At 74.4% G+C, this 25,715-nt stretch carries 26 protein-coding genes and 1 riboswitch; of the genes, 10 read left to right on the top strand and 16 right to left on the bottom strand.

What is annotated here, in order from left to right; genetic code table 11:
- Positions 1-49 precede the first annotated feature (49 nt).
- Both EDD39_RS19675 and EDD39_RS19670 read left to right on the top strand, forming a co-directional pair.
- Positions 50-1,663, top strand: a complete 1,614-nt coding sequence (locus EDD39_RS19675) for an FtsK/SpoIIIE domain-containing protein (protein ID WP_208765536.1) — start codon at positions 50-52, stop codon at positions 1,661-1,663.
- A gap of 247 nt (positions 1,664-1,910) precedes the next feature.
- Positions 1,911-2,285, top strand: coding sequence for an RNA polymerase-binding protein RbpA (locus tag EDD39_RS19670; RefSeq protein ID WP_030461424.1), 375 nt, complete (start codon positions 1,911-1,913; stop codon positions 2,283-2,285).
- 136 nt (positions 2,286-2,421) lie between these two features.
- Here EDD39_RS19670 and fxsA read toward each other — a convergent pair whose 3' ends face one another.
- The 3 genes from fxsA to EDD39_RS19655 all read right to left on the bottom strand — a co-directional run bounded on the left by fxsA (position 2,422) and on the right by EDD39_RS19655 (position 5,605).
- Positions 2,422-3,009 (bottom strand): FxsA family membrane protein, encoded by a 588-nt coding sequence (gene fxsA / locus EDD39_RS19665; RefSeq protein ID WP_244256812.1) that lies wholly within the window; start codon positions 3,007-3,009, stop codon positions 2,422-2,424.
- 138 nt (positions 3,010-3,147) lie between these two features.
- On the bottom strand, positions 3,148-4,752 hold the full coding sequence (lnt, locus tag EDD39_RS19660; RefSeq protein ID WP_425269705.1) for an apolipoprotein N-acyltransferase: 1,605 nt from the start codon (positions 4,750-4,752) through the stop codon (positions 3,148-3,150).
- A gap of 262 nt (positions 4,753-5,014) precedes the next feature.
- Positions 5,015-5,605, bottom strand: a complete 591-nt coding sequence (locus EDD39_RS19655; RefSeq protein WP_123557789.1) for a TetR/AcrR family transcriptional regulator — start codon at positions 5,603-5,605, stop codon at positions 5,015-5,017.
- 121 nt (positions 5,606-5,726) lie between these two features.
- On the opposite strand from EDD39_RS19655, the gene EDD39_RS19650 reads away from it, so the two are divergent.
- On the top strand, positions 5,727-6,638 hold the full coding sequence (locus tag EDD39_RS19650) for an SDR family oxidoreductase (protein ID WP_123557787.1): 912 nt from the start codon (positions 5,727-5,729) through the stop codon (positions 6,636-6,638).
- Here the strand turns inward: EDD39_RS19650 and EDD39_RS19645 are convergent.
- Both EDD39_RS19645 and EDD39_RS19640 read right to left on the bottom strand, forming a co-directional pair.
- Complete coding sequence (locus tag EDD39_RS19645) at positions 6,614-8,254, bottom strand: amidohydrolase (protein ID WP_123557785.1); 1,641 nt, start codon at positions 8,252-8,254, stop codon at positions 6,614-6,616. The two genes, EDD39_RS19650 and EDD39_RS19645, sit on opposite strands and share 25 nt — an antisense overlap.
- Positions 8,255-8,285: 31 nt before the next feature.
- Positions 8,286-8,726 (bottom strand): Lrp/AsnC family transcriptional regulator, encoded by a 441-nt coding sequence (locus EDD39_RS19640; RefSeq protein WP_030461417.1) that lies wholly within the window; start codon positions 8,724-8,726, stop codon positions 8,286-8,288.
- 208 nt (positions 8,727-8,934) lie between these two features.
- On the opposite strand from EDD39_RS19640, the gene EDD39_RS19635 reads away from it, so the two are divergent.
- The 4 genes from EDD39_RS19635 (at position 8,935) to EDD39_RS19620 (ending at position 13,014) form a co-directional block, all read left to right on the top strand.
- Entirely contained in the window at positions 8,935-9,336 is a 402-nt protein-coding gene (locus EDD39_RS19635) for a hypothetical protein (RefSeq protein WP_244256811.1), read from the top strand.
- 141 nt (positions 9,337-9,477) lie between these two features.
- Complete coding sequence (locus tag EDD39_RS19630; protein WP_123557783.1) at positions 9,478-10,101, top strand: uridine kinase family protein; 624 nt, start codon at positions 9,478-9,480, stop codon at positions 10,099-10,101.
- A 307-nt stretch (positions 10,102-10,408) separates the two neighbouring features.
- Positions 10,409-12,250 carry an AAA family ATPase gene (locus EDD39_RS19625; RefSeq protein ID WP_123560612.1) on the top strand — a complete coding sequence of 614 codons (1,842 nt, stop codon included), beginning with the start codon at positions 10,409-10,411 and terminating at the stop codon, positions 12,248-12,250.
- Positions 12,247-13,014 (top strand): DUF4230 domain-containing protein, encoded by a 768-nt coding sequence (locus EDD39_RS19620; protein ID WP_244256810.1) that lies wholly within the window; start codon positions 12,247-12,249, stop codon positions 13,012-13,014. The genes EDD39_RS19625 and EDD39_RS19620 overlap by 4 nt, the downstream gene beginning before the upstream one ends.
- A gap of 61 nt (positions 13,015-13,075) precedes the next feature.
- Here EDD39_RS19620 and EDD39_RS19615 read toward each other — a convergent pair whose 3' ends face one another.
- From EDD39_RS19615 to EDD39_RS19575, 9 genes are all read right to left on the bottom strand, one after another.
- The gene (locus EDD39_RS19615) at positions 13,076-14,125 is read right to left on the bottom strand and encodes a hemolysin family protein (RefSeq protein ID WP_123557781.1); all 1,050 of its coding nucleotides are present in this window, start codon (positions 14,123-14,125) and stop codon (positions 13,076-13,078) included.
- Positions 14,122-15,459 carry a hemolysin family protein gene (locus tag EDD39_RS19610; RefSeq protein WP_123557779.1) on the bottom strand — a complete coding sequence of 446 codons (1,338 nt, stop codon included), beginning with the start codon at positions 15,457-15,459 and terminating at the stop codon, positions 14,122-14,124. The genes EDD39_RS19615 and EDD39_RS19610 overlap by 4 nt, the downstream gene beginning before the upstream one ends.
- Before the next feature lie 208 nt (positions 15,460-15,667).
- Positions 15,668-16,123, bottom strand: coding sequence for a PH domain-containing protein (locus EDD39_RS19605; protein ID WP_123557777.1), 456 nt, complete (start codon positions 16,121-16,123; stop codon positions 15,668-15,670).
- 55 nt (positions 16,124-16,178) lie between these two features.
- The gene (gene hisG, locus EDD39_RS19600; protein WP_030461410.1) at positions 16,179-17,027 is read right to left on the bottom strand and encodes an ATP phosphoribosyltransferase; all 849 of its coding nucleotides are present in this window, start codon (positions 17,025-17,027) and stop codon (positions 16,179-16,181) included.
- Positions 17,028-17,068: 41 nt separating this feature from the next.
- Positions 17,069-17,341, bottom strand: coding sequence for a phosphoribosyl-ATP diphosphatase (locus EDD39_RS19595; RefSeq protein ID WP_030461409.1), 273 nt, complete (start codon positions 17,339-17,341; stop codon positions 17,069-17,071).
- Between the two features lie 116 nt (positions 17,342-17,457).
- Positions 17,458-17,955: a 6,7-dimethyl-8-ribityllumazine synthase gene (gene ribH, locus EDD39_RS19590; protein ID WP_123557775.1), complete on the bottom strand. Its 498-nt coding sequence runs from the start codon at positions 17,953-17,955 to the stop codon at positions 17,458-17,460.
- 93 nt (positions 17,956-18,048) lie between these two features.
- Positions 18,049-19,314 (bottom strand): bifunctional 3,4-dihydroxy-2-butanone-4-phosphate synthase/GTP cyclohydrolase II, encoded by a 1,266-nt coding sequence (locus tag EDD39_RS19585; protein WP_123557773.1) that lies wholly within the window; start codon positions 19,312-19,314, stop codon positions 18,049-18,051.
- A complete protein-coding gene (locus tag EDD39_RS19580; protein ID WP_123557771.1) occupies positions 19,311-19,952 on the bottom strand; it encodes a nicotinamide mononucleotide transporter family protein in 642 nt (213 codons plus the stop codon). Before EDD39_RS19580 ends, EDD39_RS19585 begins: the two co-directional genes overlap by 4 nt.
- Entirely contained in the window at positions 19,949-20,608 is a 660-nt protein-coding gene (locus tag EDD39_RS19575) for a riboflavin synthase (RefSeq protein WP_123557769.1), read from the bottom strand. Before EDD39_RS19575 ends, EDD39_RS19580 begins: the two co-directional genes overlap by 4 nt.
- A gap of 182 nt (positions 20,609-20,790) precedes the next feature.
- Positions 20,791-20,918, bottom strand: a riboswitch (FMN riboswitch).
- A 149-nt stretch (positions 20,919-21,067) separates the two neighbouring features.
- Here EDD39_RS19575 and EDD39_RS19570 point away from each other — a divergent pair.
- The 3 genes from EDD39_RS19570 to EDD39_RS19560 all read left to right on the top strand — a co-directional run bounded on the left by EDD39_RS19570 (position 21,068) and on the right by EDD39_RS19560 (position 23,688).
- Complete coding sequence (locus tag EDD39_RS19570; protein WP_123557767.1) at positions 21,068-21,316, top strand: SCO4226 family nickel-binding protein; 249 nt, start codon at positions 21,068-21,070, stop codon at positions 21,314-21,316.
- Positions 21,317-21,361: 45 nt separating this feature from the next.
- Positions 21,362-22,000, top strand: coding sequence for an MSMEG_1061 family FMN-dependent PPOX-type flavoprotein (locus EDD39_RS19565; protein WP_244256809.1), 639 nt, complete (start codon positions 21,362-21,364; stop codon positions 21,998-22,000).
- Positions 22,001-22,293: 293 nt separating this feature from the next.
- Positions 22,294-23,688, top strand: a complete 1,395-nt coding sequence (locus EDD39_RS19560) for an FAD-dependent oxidoreductase (RefSeq protein WP_123557765.1) — start codon at positions 22,294-22,296, stop codon at positions 23,686-23,688.
- A 213-nt stretch (positions 23,689-23,901) separates the two neighbouring features.
- Here the strand turns inward: EDD39_RS19560 and EDD39_RS19555 are convergent, their stop codons facing one another.
- Together EDD39_RS19555 and EDD39_RS19550 are read right to left on the bottom strand one after the other, a co-directional pair.
- Complete coding sequence (locus EDD39_RS19555) at positions 23,902-24,561, bottom strand: ABC transporter ATP-binding protein (RefSeq protein ID WP_123557763.1); 660 nt, start codon at positions 24,559-24,561, stop codon at positions 23,902-23,904.
- Entirely contained in the window at positions 24,558-25,670 is a 1,113-nt protein-coding gene (locus EDD39_RS19550; protein WP_123557761.1) for an ABC transporter permease, read from the bottom strand. Before EDD39_RS19550 ends, EDD39_RS19555 begins: the two co-directional genes overlap by 4 nt.
- Positions 25,671-25,715: the final 45 nt, after the last annotated feature.

The raw sequence follows: 25,715 nt of genomic DNA, 5'->3' as shown, positions 1-25,715 counted from the left end.
CTCCCCGCCCTCCCCGCCCTCCCCGCCCTCCCCGCCCTCCGGAGCCCGCATGTCCCTCACCCGCCACTTCACCCGGGGCCGCGACCTCGCCCGCAGCGCCGGCGACCACGCCGCCGACGTGTTCGCGCCGCTGGCCCTGATCGGCCGCGGCCTGCGCCGCCACGCCGACTGGGCCAAGGCCCGCTGGGCGGCCACCCCGAAGGAGCGGCGCGGCCCGACGCTGCTGGTCGGCGCGGCCGTGGTGCTCGGCGTCTTCCTGCTGCCGCACGGCCCGCTGCTGGCGATCGTCGCCCTGGTCGCCTCCGCCGCCTGGGTCGGCCGCAGCCCCAAGGCCCCGGCGGCGCCCGAGCCGGACGCCGCCGACGTCAAGCTGCCCGCCCTGTACGCGGCGCTCACCCCGTACTTCGGCGGCTACGACGACCCGGGGGCGCTGTACCGGGTGGACGGCGAGTGGAAGTCGGCGTTCAGCGAGTGGGCGTTCGACCCGGACGGGCGGCCGACCGCGCTGGAGATCGCCTACCCGGCGTACTTCACCGACACCGAGCCGGCCGCCCGGGCCCGGATCGAGCAGGTGGTGCAGGGCAAGGCGGGGCGCTCGCGGGAGTACCGCTTCGACTGGGACGAGGAGTCCAACCGGCTGCGGGTGACGGCGCTGTCCCCGCTGCCCGCCGACATCGCCGCGCAGCGCTTCGTCACCGCGCCGGGCGAGATCGTGCTGGGCTTCACCGACGGCGCGGGCAGCCACCGCACCATCCCGGTCGAGCAGGGCGGCGTCACCGAGCAGCAGCCGCCGGTGATCTGGCGGGTCGGGCCGCGTTCGGCCGAGCCGCACCTGCTGGCGCTGGGCGCGCCCGGCCACGGCACCTCGACGCTGCTGCGCTCGATCGCGCTGCAGGCACTGCCGCACGGCGACCTGGTGGTGGTGGACGGGGCGAGCACCGGTGAGCACGCCTGCCTGGTGAACCGTCCGGGCGTGCACACCGTGGAGACCAGCCTGCACGGGGCGCTCGCCGCGCTGGAGTGGTGCGCGCAGGAGACCGAGCGCCGGCTGGTCGCGCTGAACGCCGCCCGGCACCACGGGCTGGCCGCGCCCGCCGACGTCACCCGGCCGCTGTGGATCCTGCTCGACCGCCTCACCGAACTGTCCGAACTCGCCCACGCCGAGGGCCGCACCGACCCGCAGGAACTGCTGGAGGTGCCGCTGCGGCACGGCCGGGCGGCCCGGGTGACGGTGGTGTTCGTGGACGCGCTGGACGCCCGGGACCGGGTCTCGGCGACCGTCCGCACCTGCACCCGCACCCGGGTGGTGCTCGGCCCGGTCACCGCCGACTCCGGCGCGGCCGCGCTCGGCGGCCCGCTGGACATCGCGCCCGCCGCCCACACCCCGCCCGGGCGCGGCTACGCCCGGATCGGCACCGCGGCCCCGGTCCGGCTCCAGGTCCCGGTCACCGTCGACCCGCTGGACGAGGACGCCCCGGCCCCGCTGCGGGACGCCGTGGTCGCGCTGCTCCCGCACCGCGACACCCGCACCGAGGCGGCCGCGCCGGCCGCCGCACCGGCTCCGGCGAACCTGTCCAAGGAGCCGATCGGGGAACCGGCCGGGGAGTTGGCCGGGGAGCTGGCCGGGGAGGCCGGCCCGGGCCGGCCCCGCCCGGTCTGGTAAGAACGTCCGTCGGGAGGACCGGTCGCCCCGACGGACTTCGCCGGACCATAAGTGCACAAAATGTGACACGCCGGGTGATAACACCGCTCAGATGTGACAAAACGGGCGACCATGGGTACAAACAGGGGCGGCACGACAGGCGACGTATGTCCCGGACGGGAATCTTCGTCGGAGGTCGAGCGTTGGACCCAGCGACGAAGACAGCGACCACTAGTCCTGTGGGCAAGAAGCCCGGGAGGCACGATTCATGAGCGAGCGAGCTCTCCGCGGCACGCGACTCGGGGCGACCAGCTACGAGACCGACCGCGGTATTGACCTGGCACCCCGCCAGACCGTCGAGTACGCATGTCAGAACGGACACCGATTCGAGGTCCCGTTCTCGGTCGAGGCCGAGATCCCCTCGGTGTGGGAATGCCGCTTCTGCGGTCAGGAGGCCGCGCTCCTCGACGGCGAGGAGCCGGAGGAGAAGAAGACCAAGCCCACCCGCACGCACTGGGACATGCTGATGGAGCGCCGGACCCGTGAGGAGTTGGAGGAGGTCCTGGCCGAGCGCCTGGCCGTCCTGCGCTCCGGCGGGATGAACCTGGCGATCCACCCGCGCGACTCGCGCAAGTCCGCCTGACGGACGGACTTCCGCCGCACCACCGTACGACCTGCACCACTGCCGAAGGGCCCCGGTTCCCCGGGGCCCTTCGGCGTTCCCGACAGCGTCTGCGTTCCCGACAGCGGCCCGGTGGCGGAGAGCGCCGGACGGTCCGTCAGGGGGTGATCGGCGGGCGGTACCCGGTGTCCGGGCCGGACGGACCGGACGGGCCGCGCGGGCCGGCCGGCGGGTCGACGACCTCGCCCTGGACGACCTTGCCGTCGGGGCGGTGGATCCGCAGCTGCTCCTGCAGCCGCACCGCGTCGGCGAACCGGTCCGCGCCGACCGGGGAGGTGGAGCGCAGTGCCGAGCCGGCGATCCGGCGGCCGACGGCCCGCCACACCGCGCGGGTCGGCGGCAGCAGGAACGTCACCGCCAGCAGGTCGGACAGGAAGCCGGGGACCATCAGCAGGATGCCCGCCAGCACCGTCATCGAGGTGCCGGTCTGCGGCTGCGCGGACTGCGGGTCCTTGGACAGCTCGACCGCGGCCCGGAACGCCCGCGCCCCGGCGCGCTTGATCACCGCCCCGCCGAGGAACACCCCGGCGACCAGCAGCAGCAGCGTCAGGAACCAGCCGACCCAGCCGGCCACCACCGTGACCAGCCAGATCTCCAGCACCAGCCAGGCCACGATCAGCAGCGGCACGGTTCGGGCGAGCCGGCCTCGGCGGGCCGGGCGGGCCGGGGTTGCTTGCTGGGACACGGTACGGATCCACTCCATCGCGGTGCTCTCCGCGGCAGCCGGCTTCTCCGGCCGCGTCCACGGCACCATCCAGCACAACGGCCCCGGAGCCCGCCGTGTTCCTCGGCAGCGGCTCCGGGGCCGTCGGTCCGCGCCCGCTCAGGCGGTGCGCCGCGCCTTCCGCCGGCGCACCCCGCCGGCCACCGCGAACGCGCAGGCCAGCACGCCGCCCAGGGCCAGCGTCCACTCCGGCACCGCGCCGACCCGGTCGGCGACGGTCCTGCCGTCGCGCAGCGGCACCACCGCGTTCAGCACGGCCTGCTCCATCTCGCCGGTGCGCTGCTGCACCGTGCCGTCCGGGGCGATCACCGCGGAGACGCCGCTGGTCGCCGCGATCAGCACCGCCCGCCCGTGCTCGACCGCCCGCAGCCGGGACATCGCCAGCTGCTGCTCGGTCTGCCCGGTGTTGTTGTAGGTGGCGTTGTTGGTCTGCACGACGATCACCCGGCCGCCCTGGTTGACGGTGTCCCGGACGATCTCGTCGTACGCCACCTCGAAGCAGATCACGTCGCCGATCCGGGCCGGGCCCAGCTGCATCACGCCGTTGTGGTCGCCGGGGTAGAAGTCCCGGGCGACCCGCTGCAGGCGGCTGATCACCTTGGACAGCTCGGTGCGGAACGGCACGTACTCGCCGAACGGCACCGGGTGCTGCTTGGTGTAGGAGGCGCCGGGACCGGTGGACGGGTCCCAGACGATGCCCTCGTTCTGCACGTGCTGCTCGTCGGGGCCGTCGACCAGCGCGCCGACCAGGGTCGGCACGCCGACCGCCTTGACCGCGGCGTCGATCCGGGCGAACGCCGCCGGGTCGGTGAACGGGTCCAGGTCGGAGGCGTTCTCCGGCCAGATCACCACGTCCGGCTTGGCGGTGGTGCCCGCGGCGACCGAGGCGGCGAGCTTCTCGGTGGCGGTGGCGTGGTTGTCCAGCACCTCCATCGGGCGGCCCAGGAAGTCCATGCCGGGCCGGTCCACGTTGCCCTGGACGAGCGCGACCTTCACCGTGTCGTCCGCCGAGGTCGGCACCGGCACCGCGTAGCCGACCAGCACCAGCGCGACGGCGCCCACCGCGCCGACCGCGGTGCGCCACGGCAGGTCGGTGTCGGTGCGCCGGGCCCGGGCCGCACTCAGCGCCGCCCAGGCCAGCAGGGTGCCGCTGGCGGCGACCGCGAAGGTCACCAGCGGGGCGCCGCCCAGCGCGGCCAGCGGCGTGAACGGGCTCGCGGTGTTGGCGAACGCCAGCCGGCCCCACGGGAAGCCGCCGAACGGCAGCCGGTCGCGCATCCACTCCTGGGTGACCCAGAGCACCGCGCCCCACAGCGGCCAGCCGCGCAGCTTCGAGGTCAGCGCCGTGCCCGCGCCCATCAGGGCCAGGAACAGGGCCTCGATCAGCGACAGGCCCACCGTGGCGTCCCAGCCGACCGGGCGCAGCCAGGACAGCAGCACCACGAAGAACGGCACGCCGAACGCGAAGCCCAGCCAGGCGCCGTGCCGGGCCCGCTGCCCGCGGGTCAGCACCGCCAGGGCGGCCACCGCGAGGATCGACAGCGGCCACACGTCGAACGGCGGGAACGCGAACGCCAGGGCCAGGCCGGACAGCGCGGCCAGCCCCGTCCGGGCCCACCACGCCTTGCGGCTGCCCCGCACGGGCGCCGGCGGCTCCGCGTCCTCCTCGGCCACCGGCTGCTCCTGCGAAACGGGCAGTGCCACCTGGGCGCACCACCTCTCTACCTCGGGATCGTCTCCGCCGGGGAGGGGGCGCACGTGCGTTCCACCTCGTTCGACGTCCCAGGAAAGGTACCTCACTCCCCCGGCCGCCCCGCGCGGCCGACGGTCCGTCAGCGGCCGACCGGCGGGCGGCGCCCGGCCCGGGGCAGGGCCCGTTCCGGGGCGCGGGCGACCCGGAGCGGCAGGTCCTCGCGCCAGGGTGCGGCGGCCGGCCGGACGGCGGCGGCCGGTTCGAGCGCGGGGTTCAGGCGCCGGGCCGGGCCGGTGCGGGGGCGTCGTGCGCGGAGAGGGCGCGCAGGTCGGCGAAGACCCGGCGGAGGTGGGCCTCCAGGCCCGGCGAGGGGTCGTCGATCCAGTCCTGGACCGCCCGGTGGAAGGCGGCCCAGCCGGTCGCGGCGGCCAGTTCGGCCAGCCGGCCGGGGACGCCCCGCTGCCGCAGGGCCTCGGCCAGCGCCTCGCCCAGCGCCGCGGCCTTGGCCAGGTCGCGTTCGCGGAGCGCCGGGGTGGCGGCGATGACCTGCAGGCGCGGTTCGGCGAACGGGCGGTTGCGCTCCAGGATCGGTTCGGCCTCCCGGAAGGCGCGCAGCAGCGTCTCGAGCGGCCGCAGGCCGGCGGGCGCCTCGGCCACCGCCCGGACCAGCGCGGCGCGCAGGTCGGCCTCGCCGTCGAAGAGCACCTCGCGCTTGTCCGGGAAGTGCCGGAAGAAGGTGCGTTCGTTGACGCCGGCGCGGGCGGCGATCTCGGCCGTCGTGGTCCGGTCGAACCCGCGTTCCCGGTACAGCTCCAGGGCCGCCTGCTGGAGGCGGCCGCGCGCTTCTGCTCCGCTCCGTGGCATGTCGGGAGGATAGCGCACACGTCAGTCACTGGCGCTTCTTGACGCCAGTGACTGACGCTACCTAGGCTCGGCGACGGCGCCACGTAGCGCCAGTCACTGACATTAAACGGGAGGATGCTCCATGCACGTCTTCGTCACCGGCGGTTCCGGCCAGACCGGGCCCGCGGTCGTCGCCGAACTCCTCGCGGCCGGCCACACCGTCACCGCCCTGGCCCGCTCGGACGCGGCCGCCGCCCGGCTGGAGGCGCTGGGCGCCGTGCCGCACCGCGGCTCGCTGGACGACCTCGACAGCCTGCGCCGCGGCGCCGGAGCCGCCGACGGCGTCCTGCACATGGCCTACGGCGGCGACTTCTCCGACCTCGCGGACATGGCGCGGCGCGACCGGAGCGCGATCGAGGCGCTGGGCCGGCCGCTGGAGGGCTCCGGGAAGCCGCTCGTCGTCACCTCGGGCACCCTCGTGCTGCCCGCGGGCCGGGAGGCCACCGAGCAGGACGCGCCCGACCCGGCCGGGATCGCCGCCTTCCGGATCGCGGGCGAGCGGGCCTGCCTGGACCTCGCCGCCCGGGGGGTGCGCGCGAGCGTGGTCCGCCTCGCCCCCACCGTCCACGGCCCCCGGGACCACGGCTTCGTCCCCATGCTCGTCGCCACCGCCCGGCAGAGCGGCGTCTCGGCCTACGTCGGGGACGGCGCCAACCGGTGGCCCGCCGTGCACCGGCGCGACGCGGCGGTGCTGTTCCGGCTCGCGGTCGAACGGGCGCCCGCGGGCAGCGTCCTGCACGGGGTCGCCGAGAGCGGCGTCCCGCTGCGGAGCGTCGCGCGGGCCATCGCCCGGGGCCTGGGCCTGCCCACCCGCTCACTGACCCCCGAGGAGGCCGCCACCCACTTCGTCAGCCCGTTCATGGCCACCGCCTACGCCTTCGACGGGCCGGCCTCCAGCTCCCGCACCCGGCGGCTGCTCGACTGGGCCCCCGCCGGGCCGACCCTGCTGGAGGACCTGGAGCACGGCGACTACCTGGCCGCACCGGCCTCCTGAGCCCCCGCGTCGCGCCGGTGGACGGTGCGGCCGCGGACCACGGTGCGCAGGCACAGCGGGAGGGGGTGGCCGGGGGTGAGGTCGGGGAGGCCGGGGGTGCCGGAGCGGGGGTCGGTGGACCAGCCGGCGATCCGGGTGTCGGGGGCCTGGACGACGAGGTCGGTGGTGTCCCAGACGGCGTAGGAGGCGATCGCGCCGGGGACGAGGATGCCGTCGGCGTCGTGGCCCAGCGCCCGGTGGCCGCCGCGGGTGTGGGCGGTGAAGGCGGCGCGGACCGAGATCCGGTGCTCGGGGGTGCGGTGGAAGGCGGCGGCCCGGACGGTGCCCCAGGGGTCGAGCGGGGTGACGGGGGCGTCGGAGCCGAAGGCCAGCGGGAGGCCGGCGCGCAGCATCGCGGCGAACGGGTTGAGGGCGGCGGCGCGGTCGGCGCCGAGGCGGGCCGCGTACATGCCGTCGGGGCCGCCCCAGGCGGCGTCGAAGGCGGGCTGGACCGAGGCGGTGAGGCCGAGTTCGGCGAACGCGGCGAGGGTCTCGGGGGTGAGGGCCTCGGCGTGTTCGACGCGGTGGCGCATCGCCCTGACCCGGTCGAGGCCGAGCTTGTCGGCGGCGGCCCGGACGCCCTCCACGACGGCGCCGATCGCGGCGTCGCCGATGGCGTGGAAGCCGGCCTGCAGGCCCGCCTCGGTGCAGGCGGTGACGTGGTCGGCGATCTCGGCGGCGCCCAGGTAGGCGGTGCCGGTGTGGTCGGCGTCGGTGTAGGGGTCGTGCAGGCAGGCGGTGTGCGAGCCGAGCGCGCCGTCGACGAAGAGGTCGCCGCCGGCGCCGACCGCGCCGAGGCGCTTGGCGGTCTCGATGCCCTCGGGGCCGAGTTCGCCCCAGTAGCCGTACACCTCGGGGCCGTCGGTCTCGGCGGCGAGGGCGAGCAGCGCGGCGAGGTCCTCGGCGGAGGAGATCTGCGGGCCGGCGCACTCGTGCAGGGTGCCGATGCCGAGGGCGGCGGCCCGGCGCAGGGTGGCGCACTGGGCGTCGCGGCGCTGGACGGGGGTGAGGTGGGCGAGGGCGGCCTGCCGGACGGCGTGGTGGGCGTCGCGGGTGAGCGGGCCGGTGGCGTCGTGGCCGGGGAGCGCGTCGAGGCCGGGGACCAGGGCGCGCAGCGCGCTGGTGGCGAGGCCGGAGTGGACGTCGGTGCGGGAGAGGTAGAGCGGGACGTCCCCGGCGGCGGCGTCGAGTTCGGCGAGCGAGGGGGCGCGGCGCTCGGGCCAGCGGGTCTCGTCCCAGCCGTGGCCGATCAGGGCGCCGCCGGCGAAGGAGGCGCCGAACGCGGCGGTGCGGTCCAGGGCTTCGGCGAGCGAGCCGCAGTCGGTGAGGTCGAGGCCGGTGAGGGCGAGACCGGTGGAGGTGGCGTGCACGTGGGCGTCGACGAAGGCGGGGGTGACCAGGGCGCCGTCCAGTTCGACGATCTCGTCGACGGTGTCGGCGTACGCCTCGGCGGCTCCGTCGCTGCCGACCCAGGCGACGTGTTGGCCCTCGACCAGCATGGCGGTGGCGAAGGGGTCGGCGGGGCTGTAGACGTTGCCGCCGCGCAGCAGCACGGTCCGGTCGGTGCGTTCGGTCATGGCGTCCAGTCTCGCACTGCGGACACCGGGGTCAGAGCTTCGGGGGGCGCGCCTCGTAGGGGGTGGAGAGGACGACAGTGGTGCGGGTGGAGACGCCGGCGGCGGTGCGGATCCGGGCCAGCAGGTCCTCGAGGTCGCCCGGGCCGGGGACGCGGACCTTGAGGATGTAGTTCTCGTCGCCGGCGACGCTGTGGCAGGCCTCGATCTCGGGCAGGCCGACGAGCCGTTCCGGGGTGTCGTCGGGGGCGCTGGGGTCGAAGGGCTTGACCGAGATGAACGCGGTGAGCGCCAGGTTGACCGCCTCGGGGTCGACGATGGCGGTGTAGCCGCGGACGACGCCGCGCTGTTCGAGGCGGCGCACCCGCTGGTGCACGGCCGAGGTGGACAGGCCGGTGGCCTTGCCCAGGTCGGTGTAGCTCATCCGTCCGTCCTGGAGCAGCAGCTGGACGATGCGCTGGTCGAGTTCCTCCACAAGGCGTCAACCTACTCGATCGGGGGTGGGCTGTGCAGACAGCTCGCGGGGGGCGCATCCGGGGGGCACATGCCAACGGAATGTGGCGAGGAACACAGGGAATGCATCACCGTGCGCCGCAGCGCAGGGTTATGACGTCCCGTCACTGGGAAGTGCTGCTGGTGGCCCGGACGACGAGAGGTTCCGGCCCGATCCGAGGGGGATCACCATGCCTTCCACCGACCTGCGTTCCGACGTCGAGGACGAACCCGGCGCGCCCGAGGCGTCCTTCGGGACGGACCCGGGCGCGGCCGACACCTGGGAGATCGTCCGGGTGCACTGCCCGGAGTGCGACCGCCCGATCGCGTTGATCGGGGACGAGGAGCGCCTGCCCCAGCACGCGGTGCTGACCTCCGCGTGGAACCCCTTCCAGCCCGCGATCTGCCGGGGCACCGGCGCGCCGACCGCCGACCTGCCGGAGTGCGAGGAGCAGCCGGAGCAGGACGGCCAGTCCAACCTGGTGGCGCTGCCGACCCCGCTGGACTGGCGCACCCAGCCGTTCTCGCACGCCGGGGCGCACCGCCCGGTGCGGGTCTTCGTGCCCGCGCAGCGCGACCGCCGCGCGGCCTGAACCCGGCCCGACCACGGCCTGATCCGGGCCCGACCGAGGAACCGGACCGCCCCGGGCGGTCCGACGTCCGGCGGGGCGCCGCCCGCGGTGCCCTCCGGAACGCCCGCCGACCGGGCACGACCGGCCGCGTACCCTGGCCGGATGGACGCCGCCCTCCCCGACCTGCCCGCGCTGGCCGCGGGCCTGCTCGCACTGCCGCCCTCGCTGGGGCCGGTGCGGCTGGTGGCGGTGGACGGGCACGCGGGCTCCGGCAAGACCACGTTCGCCGGCCGGCTGGCCGCCGCGCTCGGCGGCGCCCCGGTGGTGCACCTGGACGACCTGGCCACCCACCGGGAGCCGTTCGGCTGGACGGAGCGGCTGCGCGCGGGCGTGCTGGAGCCGCTGGCCCGCGGGGAGGCCGGCCGGCACCCGGTGTACGACTGGACGGCGCGGGCCTTCACCGCCGAGCGGGCGGTGCCGGTGGCGCCGGTGGTGCTGCTGGAGGGGGTGGGCGCGGGCCGGCGGGCGGTGCGCCCGCACCTGGCGGCGCTGCTGTGGATGGAGCTGGAACGGGCCGCCGCCCGGGCCCGCGGGCAGCTGCGGGACGGTCCGGAACTGGCCGAGTTCTGGGCCGGTTGGTCGCGTGCGGAGGACGCGCACTTCGCGGCGGACCCGAGCCGTCCGCATGCCGCGGCGCGGGTCGACGGGGTCACCGGGCGGATCGTCGGGAGCACCCTGAGTGAACCGCATGAACCGCTCTTGACCTGCGACATCATCAGGATTTAAGTTCTGCCTGTCGCGGAAATCAGTTGAATCCGCAACCACAGACACGGCGTCTCCGGCTTGTTCCCCCGTGAGCCGGAGGCGCCGTCCTGCCCTCCGCGCCGCCCGCCGGGATCCGCCCCTCCCGCGCCATTCGAGCCGCGCGGCACCCTTACGGATCAGCGCCGCGCCGGTACCATGCCACGCAGGCGCGCAGAGGAGCGCCCCGAGGTTCTGGCGGGGGGCGTCAGTGACGGTGGAGAGTTCCGGCGGCAAGGGTTCCGCCGCGGCGGGTCCGGATCCGGACGCCGACCGCGCCTGGTCGCGCGCCATGGACGCCTACACGGCCGGTTCGTACGCCCGCGCGGAGGAGGAGTTCCGGGCCGCGGTCTACGTCGACCCGGGCATGGCCGACGCCTGGCTCGGCCTGCACGCGCTGCGCAGCGACACCGCCGGCGCCCTGCTGGCGATGCACCGGCACCGGGACCGCTTCGGCGAGCAGCGCGAGCGCCACCGCCGCCCGCTCAGCTCCTGGTACTGGCTGGGCTGGTGGGTGCAGCCGGTGCTGGAGACCCCGCAGGACCTGGCGCTGGCGCACGCCTCGCACTGGCTGGACGGCCGCCACCTGGCCGAGCTGGAGCAGGCCCTGACGGCCTGTCCGGCCCCGGAGCAGGAGCCCGCGGTGCGCTTCCTGCACGCCTGCCGCTCCTACCTGCTCAAGGACTGGGAGCAGCTGATCCGGGACACCGACCGCCTGCTGGACGACCCGGTGCTGGGCATCGAGGCCGGCCTGTTCGCGGGCATGGCGCGGGTCCGCCTCGACATGTGCGCGCAGGCCCAGCGCCCGCTGGCCGCCTCGCTGGCCCGCTGCCGCTCCGAGCAGCCGCAGCGCAAGGAGCTGCGCTACTGGCTGGCCCGGGCGTACGAGGGCGCCGGGCGCAGCGTGGCGGCGCTGCCGCTGTACCGGGCGGTGCACCGGGCCGACCCGGCGTTCATGGACACCGAGCAGCGGCTCGCGGCGATCGCCGCCGAGGACGGGCTGCTGGACGGCGAGGCGTTCGGCGAGTACCGGGGCGCGGCGGCGCCGCCCGGCCCCGGCCCGCTGGAGGAGTTGGAGCCGGTGGAGTTCCGCGGCGGCTCGGGCGGGGTCAGCGAGGAGGCCTGCGCGGAAGAGGGGGACGGCCCGGCCGCGGCCGAGCCGGGCCGGGCCCAGCTGGCCGAACGGGCCGCGGGCGCCCCGGCGCTGCCGCCGCGGCTGGCCGACTGGCCCGCGGCGCAGGCCGTTCCGCCCTCGGGGCCGAACCCGGCCCCGGCCGCCCGGCTGGAGCTGGACCGGGCGCTGGCCGAGCTGGAGGCGATGGTCGGCCTCGACCCGGTCAAGCGTCAGGTGCGGGCGCTGTCCGCGCAGTTGCGGATGGCCCGGCTGCGCGCGGAACGCGGGCTGCCGGTGCAGCCGCCGAAGCGGCACTTCGTGTTCTCCGGCCCCTCGGGCACCGGCAAGACCACGGTCGCGCGGATCCTCGGCCGGGTCTTCCACGCCCTCGGGCTGCTCTCCGGCGACCACCTGGTGGAGGCCCAACGGGCCGACCTGGTGGGCGAGTTCCTGGGGCAGACGGCGGTGAAGGCGAACGAGCTGATCGACTCGGCGCTGGACGGCGTGCTGTTCATAGACGAGGCGTACTCGCTGGCCAACTCCGGCTACAGCAAGGGCGACGCGTACGGCGACGAGGCGCTGCAGGTGCTCCTGAAGCGGGCGGAGGACAACCGGGACAGGTTGGTTGTCATCCTCGCGGGGTACCCGGACGGCATGAATCGACTACTGGCAACGAACCCGGGCCTGAACTCCCGATTCACCACCCGGGTCGACTTCCCCTCCTACCGTCCCGCCGAACTCGCCGACATCGGGCTGCAGTTGGCGCAGGCCGACGGCGACGGCTGGGACGTGGACGCGGCCGAGGAGCTGTCCTCGATCTGCGGGCACGTCGTCTCCGAGGGCTGGATCGACCAGCTCGGCAACGGCCGCTTCGTCCGCACCCTGTACGAGAAGTCCTGCGCCTACCGCGACCTGCGGCTGTCCGGCCAGCGCGGCGCCCCGTCCCGGGAGGACCTGGCGACGCTGCGCCTGCCGGACCTGCTGCAGGCCTACGGGGAACTGATCGAGGGTCGGCAGTGAAGGGCCTCGGGAAGGCCCGGGCGGACCGGGCGGACGACGAGGACCCGACGCCGAGAGACGAGGACGGGACGCGCGAGCTCCGGCGGACCGGGGAGGACCGGGAGCCGCGCGGCCGGACGGCCGGCGGGCGCCGGGTGCCCTGGTACGTCTCGCTGCCGGTCACCCTGGCGGTGATCCTGGCGCTGTTCCTGGGGATGGCCAACCTGGGCTGGCTGCCCGGGTTGCCCAACCCGTTCGCCGAGAAGACCGTGGACCGCAGCCAGCCGGTGGTGCTCAAGTCCATCCAGAACATGAGCCGTTACAACGCGGCCACCGGCAACTTCCAGGTCATCGTGGACCTCGCCAACGAGGCGAAGTTCCTCCCGTCGGCGATCCTCGGCACCCGCAGCCTGTACGTGGGCGCGGGCAGCGTCGAGGCGTACGTGGACCTCGGCAAGCTCGGGGCGGACTCGGTGAAGGTCTCCGACGACCGACGGACGGCAGCCATCGCCATCCCGCACGGGCAGCTCGCGGGAGCGGCGCTGGACGTCAAGAACTCCTACATGTACTCGCAGGAGCGCGGCCTGTTCGACCGGCTCGGCGACCTGTTCTCGTCGAGCACCTCCGACGACCAGCACAAGGTGGAGCTGCTGGCCGTCGAGAAGATCGACAAGGCGGCGAAGGACACCGGGCTGACGGTGACCGCGGAGAACAACACCAAGGCGATGCTGACGGGCCTGCTGGGCTCGCTGGGCTTCACCCAGGTCACGGTCACCGTGGCCTGACCCGCCCGCTGCGGCGACGGACGGCCGGACCCGTCGGCGGGGTCCGGCCGTCCGGGCGGGGTCAGCGGGCGGTGGCGGCGGGCGGGCGGTGGTCGGGGTCGTGCACCTCGCCGACCAGTTCCTCCAGGACGTCCTCCAGGGCGACCAGGCCGAGCTGGCGCCCGTCGGGGTCGACCACGGCGGCCAGGTGGGCGGCGGCGCGGCGCATCACGGCGAGCGCGTCGTCCAGCGGCAGCACGGAGCGCAGCACGGTGATCGGACGCCACAGCCGGTCCGGGATCGGGGCGGCGAGGTCGTCGACCTCCAGCGAGTCCTTGACGTGCAGGTAGCCGAGCACGGTGCCGTCCCGGTCGGCGACCGGGAAGCGGGAGAAGCCGGTGCGCACCGCGAGGCGCTGGATCTCCTCGCCGGTGACCTCGCGGCCGACGGTGACCAGCTGCCCCGGGGCGAGCAGCACCTCGGTGACCGGGCGGCTGCCCATCTCGAGGGCGTCCTCCAGGCGTTCGCGGCGGCTGTCGTCGAGCAGGCCGGCCTCGCCGGAGTCGGTGAGCATCAGCAGCATCTGCTCGCTGGTGGCGACCGAGTCGACCTCGTCCTTGGGCTCGACCCGGAACAGCCGCAGCACGCCGTTGGCGAAGGCGTTCAGGAAGGAGATGAACGGGGCGAGCCAGCGGGCCAGGCGGTCCAGCGGCGGGCCGAGCCAGAGCGCGGCCTTCTCCGGTCCGGCCAGCGCCAGGTTCTTCGGCACCATCTCGCCGACCACCATGTGCAGGAACACCACGATGCTCAGCGCGATGGCGTAGCTCAGCAGGTGCATCGCCGAGTCGGGGACGCCGAGCGCGTGGAAGGCGGGTTCCAGCAGGTGCGCGATGGTGGGTTCGGCGAGCGCGCCGAGCAGCAGCGAGCAGACGGTGATGCCGAGTTGGGCGGCGGCCAGCATCGCGGAGACGTTGGACAGCGCGTGCAGCACGGTGCGGGCGCGCTTGTCGCCGGCCTCGGCGAGCGGTTCGATCTGGCTGCGGCGCACCGAGATGACGGCGAACTCGGCGCCGACGAAGAAGGCGTTGCCGAGCAGCAGGAGCAGCGAGAAGGCGAGTTGCAGGGCGCTCATCGGTGGTTGTCCCGGTCCTCGTGGTCCTCGTCGTGCACGCGCCGGACCTCGACCCGGCTGGTGCGGTGCCGGTCGACGGCGGTGACCGTCAGCTCCCAGCCGGGCAGGTGGGCGTGCTCGCCGACGGCGGGGAGCTTGCCGAGCAGGTCGGCGAGCAGGCCGCCGAGCGTCTCGTAGGGGCCGTCGGGGGCGTGCAGGCCGATCCTGTCGAGCTGGTCGAGCCGGGCCCGGCCGTCGGCGTCCCAGACCGGCAGTCCGTCGCGCGGGGCGAGCGGGCGCAGGTCGGGGGTGTCGGCGGGGTCGTGCTCGTCCTGGACCTCGCCGACCACCTCCTCGACGATGTCCTCGATGGTGGCGACGCCGGCGGTGCCGCCGTACTCGTCGACCACCACGGCCATCGGTTCGCGGCCGCGCAGCAGGTCGAGCAGCCGTTCGGCGGGCATGGTCTCGGGGACCAGCAGCGGCGGGGCGGCCAGGTGGCGGACCTTGGTGTGGTCGCGGCGCCCGGCGGGGACGGCGAGGGCGTCCTTGAGGGTGACGGTGCCGGTGACCTCGTCGAGGCTGTCGGCGTACACCGGGAAGCGGCTCAGGCCGGTGGCCCGGGTGAGGTTGAGCACGTCGGTGGCGGTGGCGTCCTCCTGGAGGGCGGCGACGTCGATCCGCGGGGTCATCACGGACTCGGCGGTCAGCTCGCGCAGGCCCAGGGTGCGGACGAACAGCGCGGTGGACTGCTCGTCCATGACGCCGGCCTGGTAGGAGTGCCGGGCCAGCGCGACGAGTTCGTCGGCGGTGCGGGCGTGGCCGAGCTCCTCCTGCGGTTCGACGCCGAGGGCCCGGACGATCCGGTCGGCGGAGCCGTTCAGGAAGGCGATCAGCGGGCGGCAGACCGCGGAGAAGGCGCGCTGCGGGGCGACCACGGCGTGGGCGACCTGCATCGGGCGGGAGATCGCCCAGTTCTTCGGGACGAGTTCGCCGATCACCATCTGGATCACGGTGGCCAGCACCAGGCCGACCAGGACCGCGGTGCCGCGGGCCGCCGAGTCGGGCAGGCCGACGGCGGTGAACACCGGCTTGAGCAGGGTGGAGAGCGCCGGTTCGGCGAGCATGCCGACCACCAGCGAGGTGATGGTGATGCCGAGCTGGGCGCCGGAGAGCTGGAAGGACAGCTTGTGCAGGGCCTTCGACAGGCTCGCGGCCTTGCGGTCGCCGGCGGCCGCGGCGCGTTCGACGGTGCCGCGGTCGGCGGTCACGAACGCGAACTCGGCGGCCACGAACAGGCCGTTGGCGAGGATCAGCAGGAAGGCCGCGAGCAGCAGGAGCCAGGCGGTGGTCATCGGGCCGCCCGCCTTCCCCGGCTGGAAACGTGCGTGGCGGCGCGGGTACTACCGGACGGGTCGTCCATCGAGGGGAGGTGTCACTCCTCTGGTCGCGGGTGGAGGCGGGAAGCCCGGACCTGTGGTCGGGCTTTGCCGCGGTTTTACCAGCGTAGACGATACCCGAACGCTTCTGCGGGCCCGTTCGACCCGTCCGTCCGGGGGCGTGTCAGCCCTGCCGGGCGCCGCTGCCGCGCTGTTCGACCAGGTCGCGCAGGCTGCGGGCGGCGGCGATGGCCTGGGCGCGGCCGCCGCCGGGCTGGATGCCGACCGCGGCCAGCGCGGTGCCGTCGGCGAGGTCGAGCATCACCCAGGGGTCGCCGGCCTTGAAGTTGACCCGGACCACCTCGGCCCAGGACAGCCGGCGGCTGCGGACGAAGTTGACCACCGTCAGGCCCTCGGGGTCGGCGACCACCTTGGGGCGGGCCAGCATCAGGCCGACCGCGGCGAACAGCAGGCCGGAGCAGGCCATCATCACCCGGTCGTTGAACTGCCAGCTCTCCGGCAGGACCACGGCGAGCACGGAGAACAGCACCAGCATCACGGCGCACAGCGCGTACAGCACGGCGCGGTTGCGGCGGGGCGCCCAGGTCACGGGCAGGGCGACGGGGGTGGCGGTGGACACGGGTGGCTCCAGGGGGGACGGGGGCCAGGGGTGGTGGCCCCCGTCCGGTGGCGGGTCAGATGCGGCAGGCGTGGATGTTGGTGACCAGGATGGCGCGGGCGCCGATCGCCCACAGGTCGTCCATGATCCGCTGCGCCTCCTTGCGGAGCACCATCGAGCGGACCGCGACCCAGCCCTCGGTGTGCAGCGGCGAGACGGTCGGCGACTCCAGGCCAGGCGTGAGGGCGACGGCCTCGCTGACCTTCCCGGCCCGGATGTCGTAGTCCATCAGCACGTAGCGGCGGGCCACCAGCACGCCCTGCAGGCGGCGCAGGAACTGCTCGACCGCGGCGTCCTCGCCGGCGCCCTTGGGGCGGATCACCACGGCGTCGGAGACCAGGATCGGGTCGCCGAACACCTCCAGGCCCGCGTTGCGCAGGCTGGTGCCGGTCTCCACCACGTCGGCGATCACGTCGGCGACGCCCAGGTGCACGGCCGTCTCGACCGCGCCGTCCAGCTTGGTGACGGTGGCCTTCACGCCGTGCTCGGCGAGGTGCTGCTCGACCAGGCCGGTGTACGAGGTGGCGATCCGCAGGCCGTCCAGGTCCTGGACCCCGGCGATCTCGGCGCCGACCGGCCGGGCGAACCGGAAGGTCGAGCCGGCGAAGCCGAGCGCCAGCACCTCCTCGGCCTCGGAGGCCGAGTCGAGCAGCAGGTCGCGGCCGGTGATGCCGACGTCGAGCCGGCCGGAGCCGACGTAGACGGCGATGTCGCGCGGGCGCAGGAAGAAGAACTCGACCTGGTTGTCCGGGTCGACCAGGACGAGCTCCTTGGCCTCCTTGCGCTGCCGGTAACCGGCCTCATGGAGCATCTCCGCCGCGGGACCCGAGAGCGAACCCTTGTTGGGGACGGCGATGCGGAGCATGAGAGGCGAACCCTTCGCGTTGGCGATCAATGGAGGTGGGACTAGAGGTACTTGTAGACGTCTTCGAGCGTCAGCCCGCGGGCGAGCATCATCACCTGGACGTGGTAGAGGAGCTGCGAGATCTCCTCCGCCGCCTCCTCGGGCGACTGGTACTCGGCGGCCATCCAGACCTCGGCGGCCTCCTCGACGACCTTCTTGCCGATCGCGTGGACGCCCTGCTGCACGAGCTGGGCGGTGCGGGAGGTCGCGGGGTCGCCGGTGGCGGCCTTCTGCTGGAGCTCGGTGAAGAGCTCCTCGAATGTCTTGGAAGCCATGATGAGCTCACCTTACGGGGTGCGGGCTGACGGACGGTAAACGGTTTCGCACCGTGGACAGTCGGATGGACGGCCGGCCGGCCCCGGGGGCCCGGGCCCGGGGCCTCGGCGAGGGACTAGCTCCGGGCCTTGGCGAGGGCACGGAGCGCGGCGGCGGTGGCCACGGCCGCGGTGACCGCCTCGTGGCCCTTGTCCTCGGCGGAGCCGGGCAGCCCGGCCCGGTCCAGCGCCTGCTGCTCGGTGTCACAGGTGAGCACGCCGAAGCCGACCGGGACGCCGGTGTCCACCGACACCTGGGTCAGGCCGAGGGTGGCGCCCTGGCAGACGTAGTCGAAGTGCGGGGTGCCACCGCGGATCACCACGCCCAGCGCGACCACCGCGTCGTAGCCGGCGTCGGCCAGCCGCTTGGCGGCGACCGGCAGCTCGAAGGTGCCGGGGACGTGCAGCACGGTGGCGCCGCCGTCCACGCCGAGCTCCGCCAGGGCGCGCCGGGCGCCGTCCAGCAGGCCGTCCATCACCTGCTGGTGCCACTGCGCGGCGACCACCGCGACCCGCAGGTCGGCGGTGTTCTCCAGGGTCTCCGGGGACAGGACGGGGGCTCCGTGGCCGGCCATGTTCGTCTTCCTCTGTTCGTTGCTGACACGCCTCGCTGGTGCGCGTCACTGGTGTGCGTTGCTGACTGTCGTTCAGGGGTCTTGCGGGGGTGCTTACTTGACGTCGTCGTCGAGCCACGGCAGGTCGTGGCCCATCCGGTCGCGCTTGGTGCGCAGGTAGCGCAGGTTGTGCTCGCCCGCGGCGGTGGGCAGCGGGCGGCGGGCGGCGACCTTGAGGCCGTGCTCGGTGAGCGCGGTCTGCTTGGCCGGGTTGTTGCTGAGCAGGGTCAGCGAGCGGACGCCGAGGTCGGTGAGCATCTGCGCGCCGATCGAGTAGTCGCGGGCGTCGGCGGGCAGGCCCTGGTCGAGGTTGGCGTCGACGGTGTCCAGGCCCTGCTCCTGGAGCTGGTAGGCGCGCAGCTTGTGGGCCAGGCCGATGCCGCGGCCCTCGTGGCCGCGCAGGTAGAGCACCACGCCGCGGCCGGCCGCGGCGACGGCGGCCAGCGAGGACTGCAGCTGGGGGCCGCAGTCGCAGCGCAGCGAGCCGAACACGTCGCCGGTCAGGCACTCGGAGTGCAGCCGGACCAGCACGTCCTCGCCGTCGGGGAGCCGGCCGTCCGCGCCCAGGCCGCCGGCCACCAGGGCCAGGTGCTCGGTGCCGTCGATCGTGCCGCGGTAGCCGACGGCGGTGAACTCGCCGTGCTCGGTGGGCAGTCGGGTGACGGCGGCGCGGTCGACGTGCAGTTCGGTGCGGCGGCGGTAGGCGATCAGGTCCTCGATCGAGATGATCGCCAGGCCGTGCTCGCGGGCGAAGGCGTGCAGTTCGGGCAGCCGGGCCATGGTGCCGTCGTCGTTGACCACCTCGGCGATGCCGCCGGCCGGCGGGAGGCCGGCCAGCCGGGCCAGGTCGACGGCGGCCTCGGTGTGGCCGGGGCGGACCAGCACGCCGCCCTCGACCGCGCGCAGCGGGAAGACGTGGCCGGGGCGGGTCAGGTCGGCGGGCGAGGTGCCGGCGGAGGCGAGCAGCTTGACGGTGCGGGCCCGGTCGGCGGCCGAGATGCCGGTGTCCACGCCGTCGCGGGCGTCCACCGAGACGGCGTACGCGGTGCCCTTGCGATCCTGGTTGACCCGGGTCATCGGCGGGAGTTCGAGCCGGTCCAGCTCCGTGCCGGTCATCGGGACGCAGATCACGCCCGAGGAGTAGCGGACGGTGAAGGCGAGCAGCTCGGGGGTGGCGGCCGAGGCGGCGAAGACGATGTCGCCCTCGTTCTCGCGGTCCTCGTCGTCGACCACGATCACGGCGCGGCCGAGCGCGATGTCGGCGACGGCCCGCTCGACCGGGTCGAGGGCGAGCGGCTGGGCGGCGGGCTCGGTGCTCATGCGGTGACTCCCTTGGCGAGCGGGGCGGTGCGGTCCGTCCGGGCCTTCGTCCACCAGCTGACCAGGCCGGCCACCACCAGGACGAAGTAGACGGTGAAGGTCAGGGCGGTGAAGGAGTAGCCGTGCTGGTACGCGTAGGGCACGCCGATCAGGTCGACGGCCAGCCAGGCGAACCAGAACTCGACCCAGCCGCGGGCCTGGGCGTACATCGCGGCCAGCGTGCCGACGAAGATGTAGGCGTCGAACAGCGGGGCGTAGGACAGCTTCGGGTTGAGGTGGAAGAGCCAGGCGACGGCGGCGGTGCCGGCCGCGGTGGCGGCCACCAGCACGGCCCGCTCGGTCCAGGTCGCGAAGCGCACCTCGACCTGGCCGGTGTCGCGGCGGTCGCGCCGCCACTGCGTCCAGCCCCAGACCGAGGCGACCACGACGATCGCCTGCTTGCCGATCAGACCGGGCATGTGGCTGTTCCAGAAGGCGGTGATCAGCACCGCGCCGGCCAGCAGCTGGACGGGCCAGGTCAGCACCGAGCGGCGCCAGCCGAGGACCAGGCCGGTCAGGCCTATCAGGTTGCCGACCATGTCGGCGACCTTCACCTGCTCGCCGAAGGCGGTGAAGGTCAGTTCGGCGAACGAGCTCACTCGGACCCTCCCAGGGTGTCGGGCAGCGCGCGGGTGTCGAGCAGCCGCTCGACGTACTTGGCGAGGACGTCCACCTCGAGGTTGACCGGCTCGCCGACCTGCTTGGCGCCCAGCGTGGTGAGTTCCAGCGTGGCGGGGATCAGCGAGACGGTGAACGAGTCGGGGGCCGCCTCGACGACGGTGAGGCTCACTCCGTCCACGGTGATCGACCCCTTCTCCACCAGGTAGCGCGAGATCGGCTGCGGCAGGGTGAAACGCAGCACCTCCCAGCGCGGATTCCCGTCCGCGTCGAGGTCGCCGGGCTCCCGGGAGAGCAGCGTGCCGGTGGCGTCGACGTGCCCCTGCACCAGGTGGCCGCCGAGCCGGGCGCCGAGCGCCATCGCCCGTTCCAGGTTGACCCGGGAGCCGGGGCGCAGCACGCCGAGGCTGGAGCGCTGCAGCGTCTCGCGCATCACGTCGGCGCTGAACTCGCCGTCGCGGTCGGCGAGTTGCTCGTTGCCGTCGAGGACGGTGAGACAGACGCCGTTGACCGCGATGGAGTCGCCGTGCCGGGCGTCGGCCGTCACGACGGGGCCGCGCAGGCGGATTCGGGAGGACTCGCCGATCTCCTCGATGGAGACGACCTCGCCGAGCTCTTCGATGATGCCGGTGAACACCCGGGTTCTCCTCGCGCTTGGGGCGCGGACTCCGGGGCGGCTCATGGGAGTTGACTGCGGACGGCATGCCGGACGCGGCTCCCCCGGGATGCCTGGGCGTCCTCGCCCGGCACGGGTTCGCTGCCGTCCTGCTCCGCACCCCGGCCCTCGGGTGGGCCGCGGTGATGACACGCCTGATCCGCCGCGCACGCCTCCCATCCGGACTTTAACCGTCGGTCCAGGAATTTCACCTGGTCAACCGGCCGCTGGCTGCGGACGGGTCGCGGACTGTAACCGCCGGTTCGGATTTTCACCGACCCCGGAGTGCGCTGAACGTCACTGGTACTGCATCCACATTGTTGCACGCGCCGGTACTCCGGCCGCAAGGACGCGACCTGTGGCCTGCTTCACGCCCGCGGCGCACGGTGGGAGGGAATAGTTCTCCGTACGGAGGACTCCCGGCCGAGGAGTTGAACCGGCATGACGATGTTCATGGACGTCCACCACGGGATGGCCGGCATCACCGCCGACCAGTTGAAGGCCGCCCACGAGGCGGACCTGGCCGCGCAGGGCGAGGAGGGCGTGGAGTTCCGGCAGGCCTGGGCCGACCCGGACTCGGGCACGGTCTACTGCCTGTCCTCCGCCCCGTCCCGGGAGGCCGTGCAGCGCGTGCACGAGCGCACCGGACACCCGGCGGACGAGGTGCACCCGGTGCCGCTGCAGGTCTGAGACCCCCCTGCCGACGGGGTGTGAGCGGCGGTAGCGTCGGGACACGTGATCTTCGACGCCCTCGCCGCGGACGCGATCCGCGAACCGGTCCGCCTGCGGGCCCTGTACGAGCAGCCGAGCGCGATGGTGCGGCGCAAGCAGGTGGACCGCCTGCACGAGGCGGCCCGCCGGCTGATCGGCTGCTCGTCCCTGGTGTTCGTCGCCACCGCCGACGCCGACGGCAACTGCGACGCCACGCCCCGCGGCGGCCCGCCCGGCTTCGTCGCGGTGCTGGACGAGCACACCCTGGCGATCCCCGACGCCACCGGCAACCGGCGGCTGGACAGCCTGCACAACATCGCCGCCACCGGGAGGGCCGGGCTGCTCTTCGTCGTCCCCGGCCGGGAGGCCACCCTGCGGGTCAACGGGCGGGCCTGCGTCAGCGAGGACCCGGAACTGCTGGCGCGGCTGACGCCGGTGGGGAAGCCGCCGCGCACCGCGATCGTGGTGGCCGCCGACGAGGTCTACGGGCACTGCCCCAAGGCCCTGCTGCGCTCCGCCGCCTGGCGCCCCGAACGCTGGCTGCCGGCGGACGCGGCGCCCAGCTCGGCCGAGGTCACCCTCTCCCACCTGGGCGACCCGGCGCTCACCCTGGAGCAGGTGGTGGCCGCCGAGGAGGAGTCGCTGCGGCTGCGCTACGAGTGATCCTCCGGTGGCCCGCGAGCGCTTCGCGGGCGGTTGCCGAGCGGTCCGCGGGTGGCTCGCGGGCGGTTGCCGAGCGGACTGCGGGCGGACTGCGGGCGGACCGCGGGCGGACCGCGGGGAGGGGTTGCGCGGGGGCTGGTGCATGCTGGGGGAACGGGGTTTCCGCATAGGCGGAACTTTGGGGGGCCATAGTTTCGGCTTATGACGGCATAAGCCGGAGCACCGTACCGGGCGCGCCCGCCGGCCGGAAGGCTGAGCGGTACGCGCCCCGAGTCGAACAGGAGTACCTGCCCATGCCCCGCCCCGTCCGGGTGGCCATCGTCGGTTCCGGCCCCGCCGGGATCTACGCCGCCGACGCGCTGCTGAAGTCCGACCTCGCCGCCGCGCCCGGCGTCTCGATCGACCTGATCGAACGCCTGCCCGCCCCCTTCGGCCTGATCCGCTACGGCGTCGCCCCCGACCACCCCCGGATCAAGGGCATCGTCACCGCCCTCCACCAGGTCCTCGACAAGCCCCAGGTCCGCCTGCTCGGCAACGTCGACTACCCCGGCGACCTCTCGCTCGACGAACTGCACCGCTTCTACGACGCCCTGGTCTTCGCCACCGGCGCCGAGGCCGACCGCGACCTGAACATCCCCGGCATCGAACTCGACGGCTCCTACGGCGCCGCCGACTTCGTCTCCTGGTACGACGGCCACCCCGAGGTCCCGCGCACCTGGCCGCTGGAGGCCGAACAGGTCGCCGTCCTCGGCGTCGGCAACGTCGCGCTCGACGTCGCCCGGATCCTCGCCAAGACCGCGGACGAGCTGCTGCCCACCGAGATCCCGCCGAACGTGTACGAGGGCCTGGCCGCGAACCGCGCCGTCGAGGTGCACGTGTTCGGCCGGCGCGGCCCCGCCCAGGCCAAGTTCTCGCCGATGGAACTGCGCGAACTCGACCACTCCCCCACCATCGAGGTCGTCGTCGACCCCGAGGACATCGACTACGACGAGGGCTCGATCGCCACCCGGCGCGCCAACAAGCAGGCCGACATGGTCGCCTCGACGCTGGAGAACTGGGCGATCCGCGACGTCGGCGACCGGCCGCACCGCATCCACCTGCACTTCTTCGAGAACCCGGTCGAGGTGCTCGGCGAGGACGGCAAGGTCGTCGCGCTGCGCACCGAGCGCACCGAACTCGACGGCACCGGCAACACCGTGGGCACCGGCGCCTTCCGCGAATGGCCCGTCCAGTCCGTCTACCGGGCGGTCGGCTACCGCTCCGACGAACTGCCCAAGCTGCCCTTCGACGCCCTCACCTCGACCGTCCCGCACCAGGCCGGCCGGGTCCAGGAGAACGGCGCCCACCTGCCCTCCGTCTACGTCACCGGCTGGATCAAGCGCGGCCCCGTCGGCCTGATCGGCCACACCAAGGGCGACGCCAACGAGACCGTCGCCTGCCTGGTCGCCGACCAGGCCGCCGGCCTCCTGCGCGAGGCGGCCGAACCCGCCGAGGACGCCGTCCTCGACTTCCTGCGCGACCGCGGCGTCGACTTCACCACCTGGGAGGGCTGGCACCACCTGGACGCCCACGAGAAGGCCCTCGGCGCGGCCGAGGGCCGCGAGCGGGTGAAGGTCGTCGAGCGGGTGGGGATGCTGGACGCTTCGCGCAGCGAGAGGTCCGCGGAACGCAACAGCGCTGCGCGCTGACGGGCGCGAAAGCGACGGGCGCGAAAGCGGCGGACGCGAAAGCGGGGGCGCGGGGAACTGCGCGCGGCGGGAGTCGCACGTCGGTGCGGTCGCGGGATAGTGCAACACACTGTCCTGCGGGGCGATCCGGCTGTGCGTGCTCGGTCGGCCGCGCAGTTCCCCGCGCCCCTGGCTCTCGCTGGGCCTGGCGCGGCAGTTGGCCGTGCTCGCCGTTTACAGCCCTGCCATGGCGATGGTCGCTCCGGCGGCCTCGGCGACGATCGGGTCGTGGGTGGCGACCAGGGCGGCGCAGTGGCGGCGTTGGGCGGTGGTGGCGATGAGGGTGGTGAGGGCGGCGGCTTGGGAGCGGTCGACGGCGGCGGTGGGTTCGTCGATCAGGAGCAGGTCGGGTTCGAGGAAGAGGGCCCGGGCGAGGGCGACGCGTTGGCGTTCGCCGCCGGAGAGCCGGTCGGCGCGGTGGTGGAGGCGGTGGGTGAGGCCGACTTCGGTGAGGGCGTGTTCCGCCGCGGCGCGCAGCCGCCTGGCGGGGCGGCCGGCCACGGAGGCGGCGGCGAGGAGTTGTTCGACGGCGGTGAGGCCGGTGAGCAGGTTGCCGCTCTGGAACATGTAGCCGATCCGTTCGCGTCGCACTCCGGCCCGTTCGGCGTCGCCGAGTGCCGCCAAGTCGGTTGTGCCGAGCAGGACTCGGCCTTCGTCGGGGCGGAGCAGGGCGCCTGCGACGGCGAGCAGGGTGGACTTGCCGGAGCCGGAGGGGCCGACCAGGGCGGTGAGGACGCCGGGGGCGCAGGTGGCGTCGACGCCGTGCAGGACGGGGGTGCGGGCGTCGCCGCGGCCGAGGGCGACGCTGACGCCGCGCAGGGTGAGTTCGGTCATCGTCCGGCTCCCAGCATGGTCATCGGGTCGGCCTTGGCGACCCGGCGGAGGGTGAGGGCGGCCCCGGCGAGGGCGGCGAGGGCGACGGCGCCCATGGTGGCTGCGAGGGACGACCCCGGGAGGCTGAACGGGACTTCGGTGCCGACCAGCAGTCCGACCGCGGAGGCGAGCGCGGCGCCGGCCAGGGTGCCGCCGAGGACGACGGCGGCGGCCTGGGCGAGGGTGTGGCCGAGCAGGCGGCGGCGGGAGGCGCCCATGGCGCGCAGCAGGGCGAGTTCGGGTTGGCGCTGGACCGTCCAGACGCCGAAGAAGGCGCCGACCACCAGCGGGGCGATCAGGTGGAGGAAGAACTGGATGGACGTCATGGTGACGCGTTCGCCGGTGTAGCCGGGGGCGGCCGCGTACGCCTGCTCGACGGTGAGCGTGCGGGTGCCGAACCGGCGGTCGGCGTCGGCGAGTCGGCCTCGGTCGTCGGTCTGCAGGGCGATCGCGGCGTACTGCTGCGGGAGGGCGGTGGCGGGGGTGGTGGCGCCGGGGGTGGTGAAGCGGATGCGCTGCCAGGTGGCGGTGGTGACGTAGCCGGCCGGGACGTGGCCGTAGGAGGAGCGGCCGGTGATGCCGGTGACCTTGAGGGCGATGCCGAGCCGATCGACGGTGAGGGTGTCGCCGATCCGCACGCCCTCCTCGGCGAGTTTCCGGGAGATGACCAACTGGTCGTCGCCGCCGAGGCGTTGGCCGTCCTCGGCGCCGGGGTCGAGGAAGGAGCCGGGGTCGACGCCGAACGCGGCGAGGTCGACCTCGGTGTGCCGGTCGGTGGTGCCGCGGGTGAGGGAGACGCCGAGCGGGGCGGCCCGGACGCCGGGCTGCCGGCGCCAGCGGTCGAGCGTCTCGGCGGGGACGAGGCTGCGGGCGAACTGGTCGGTCCCGGCGTCCGGGGAGAACGCCAGGTGGGTGGCGGGCAGGCGGCGCAGGGCGGAGACCGTGTCGTCGCCGAGGCCGGTGGTGAATCCGGAGACGATCCCGACCAGGGCGGCGACCAGCAGGACGACGCAGCCCATGAGCAGGAAACGGCCGCGGGCGGCCTTGAGTTCGAGCAGGGCGAGGTACACCGCGCTCCTTCCAGGTTGGGGACGATGCGTCCCCAACATAGGGCA

The sequence above is a fragment of the Kitasatospora cineracea genome, from assembly GCF_003751605.1.
Classification (GTDB): Bacteria; Actinomycetota; Actinomycetes; order Streptomycetales; family Streptomycetaceae; genus Kitasatospora; species Kitasatospora cineracea.
This window is presented reverse-complemented; position numbering and strand designations above follow the sequence as displayed.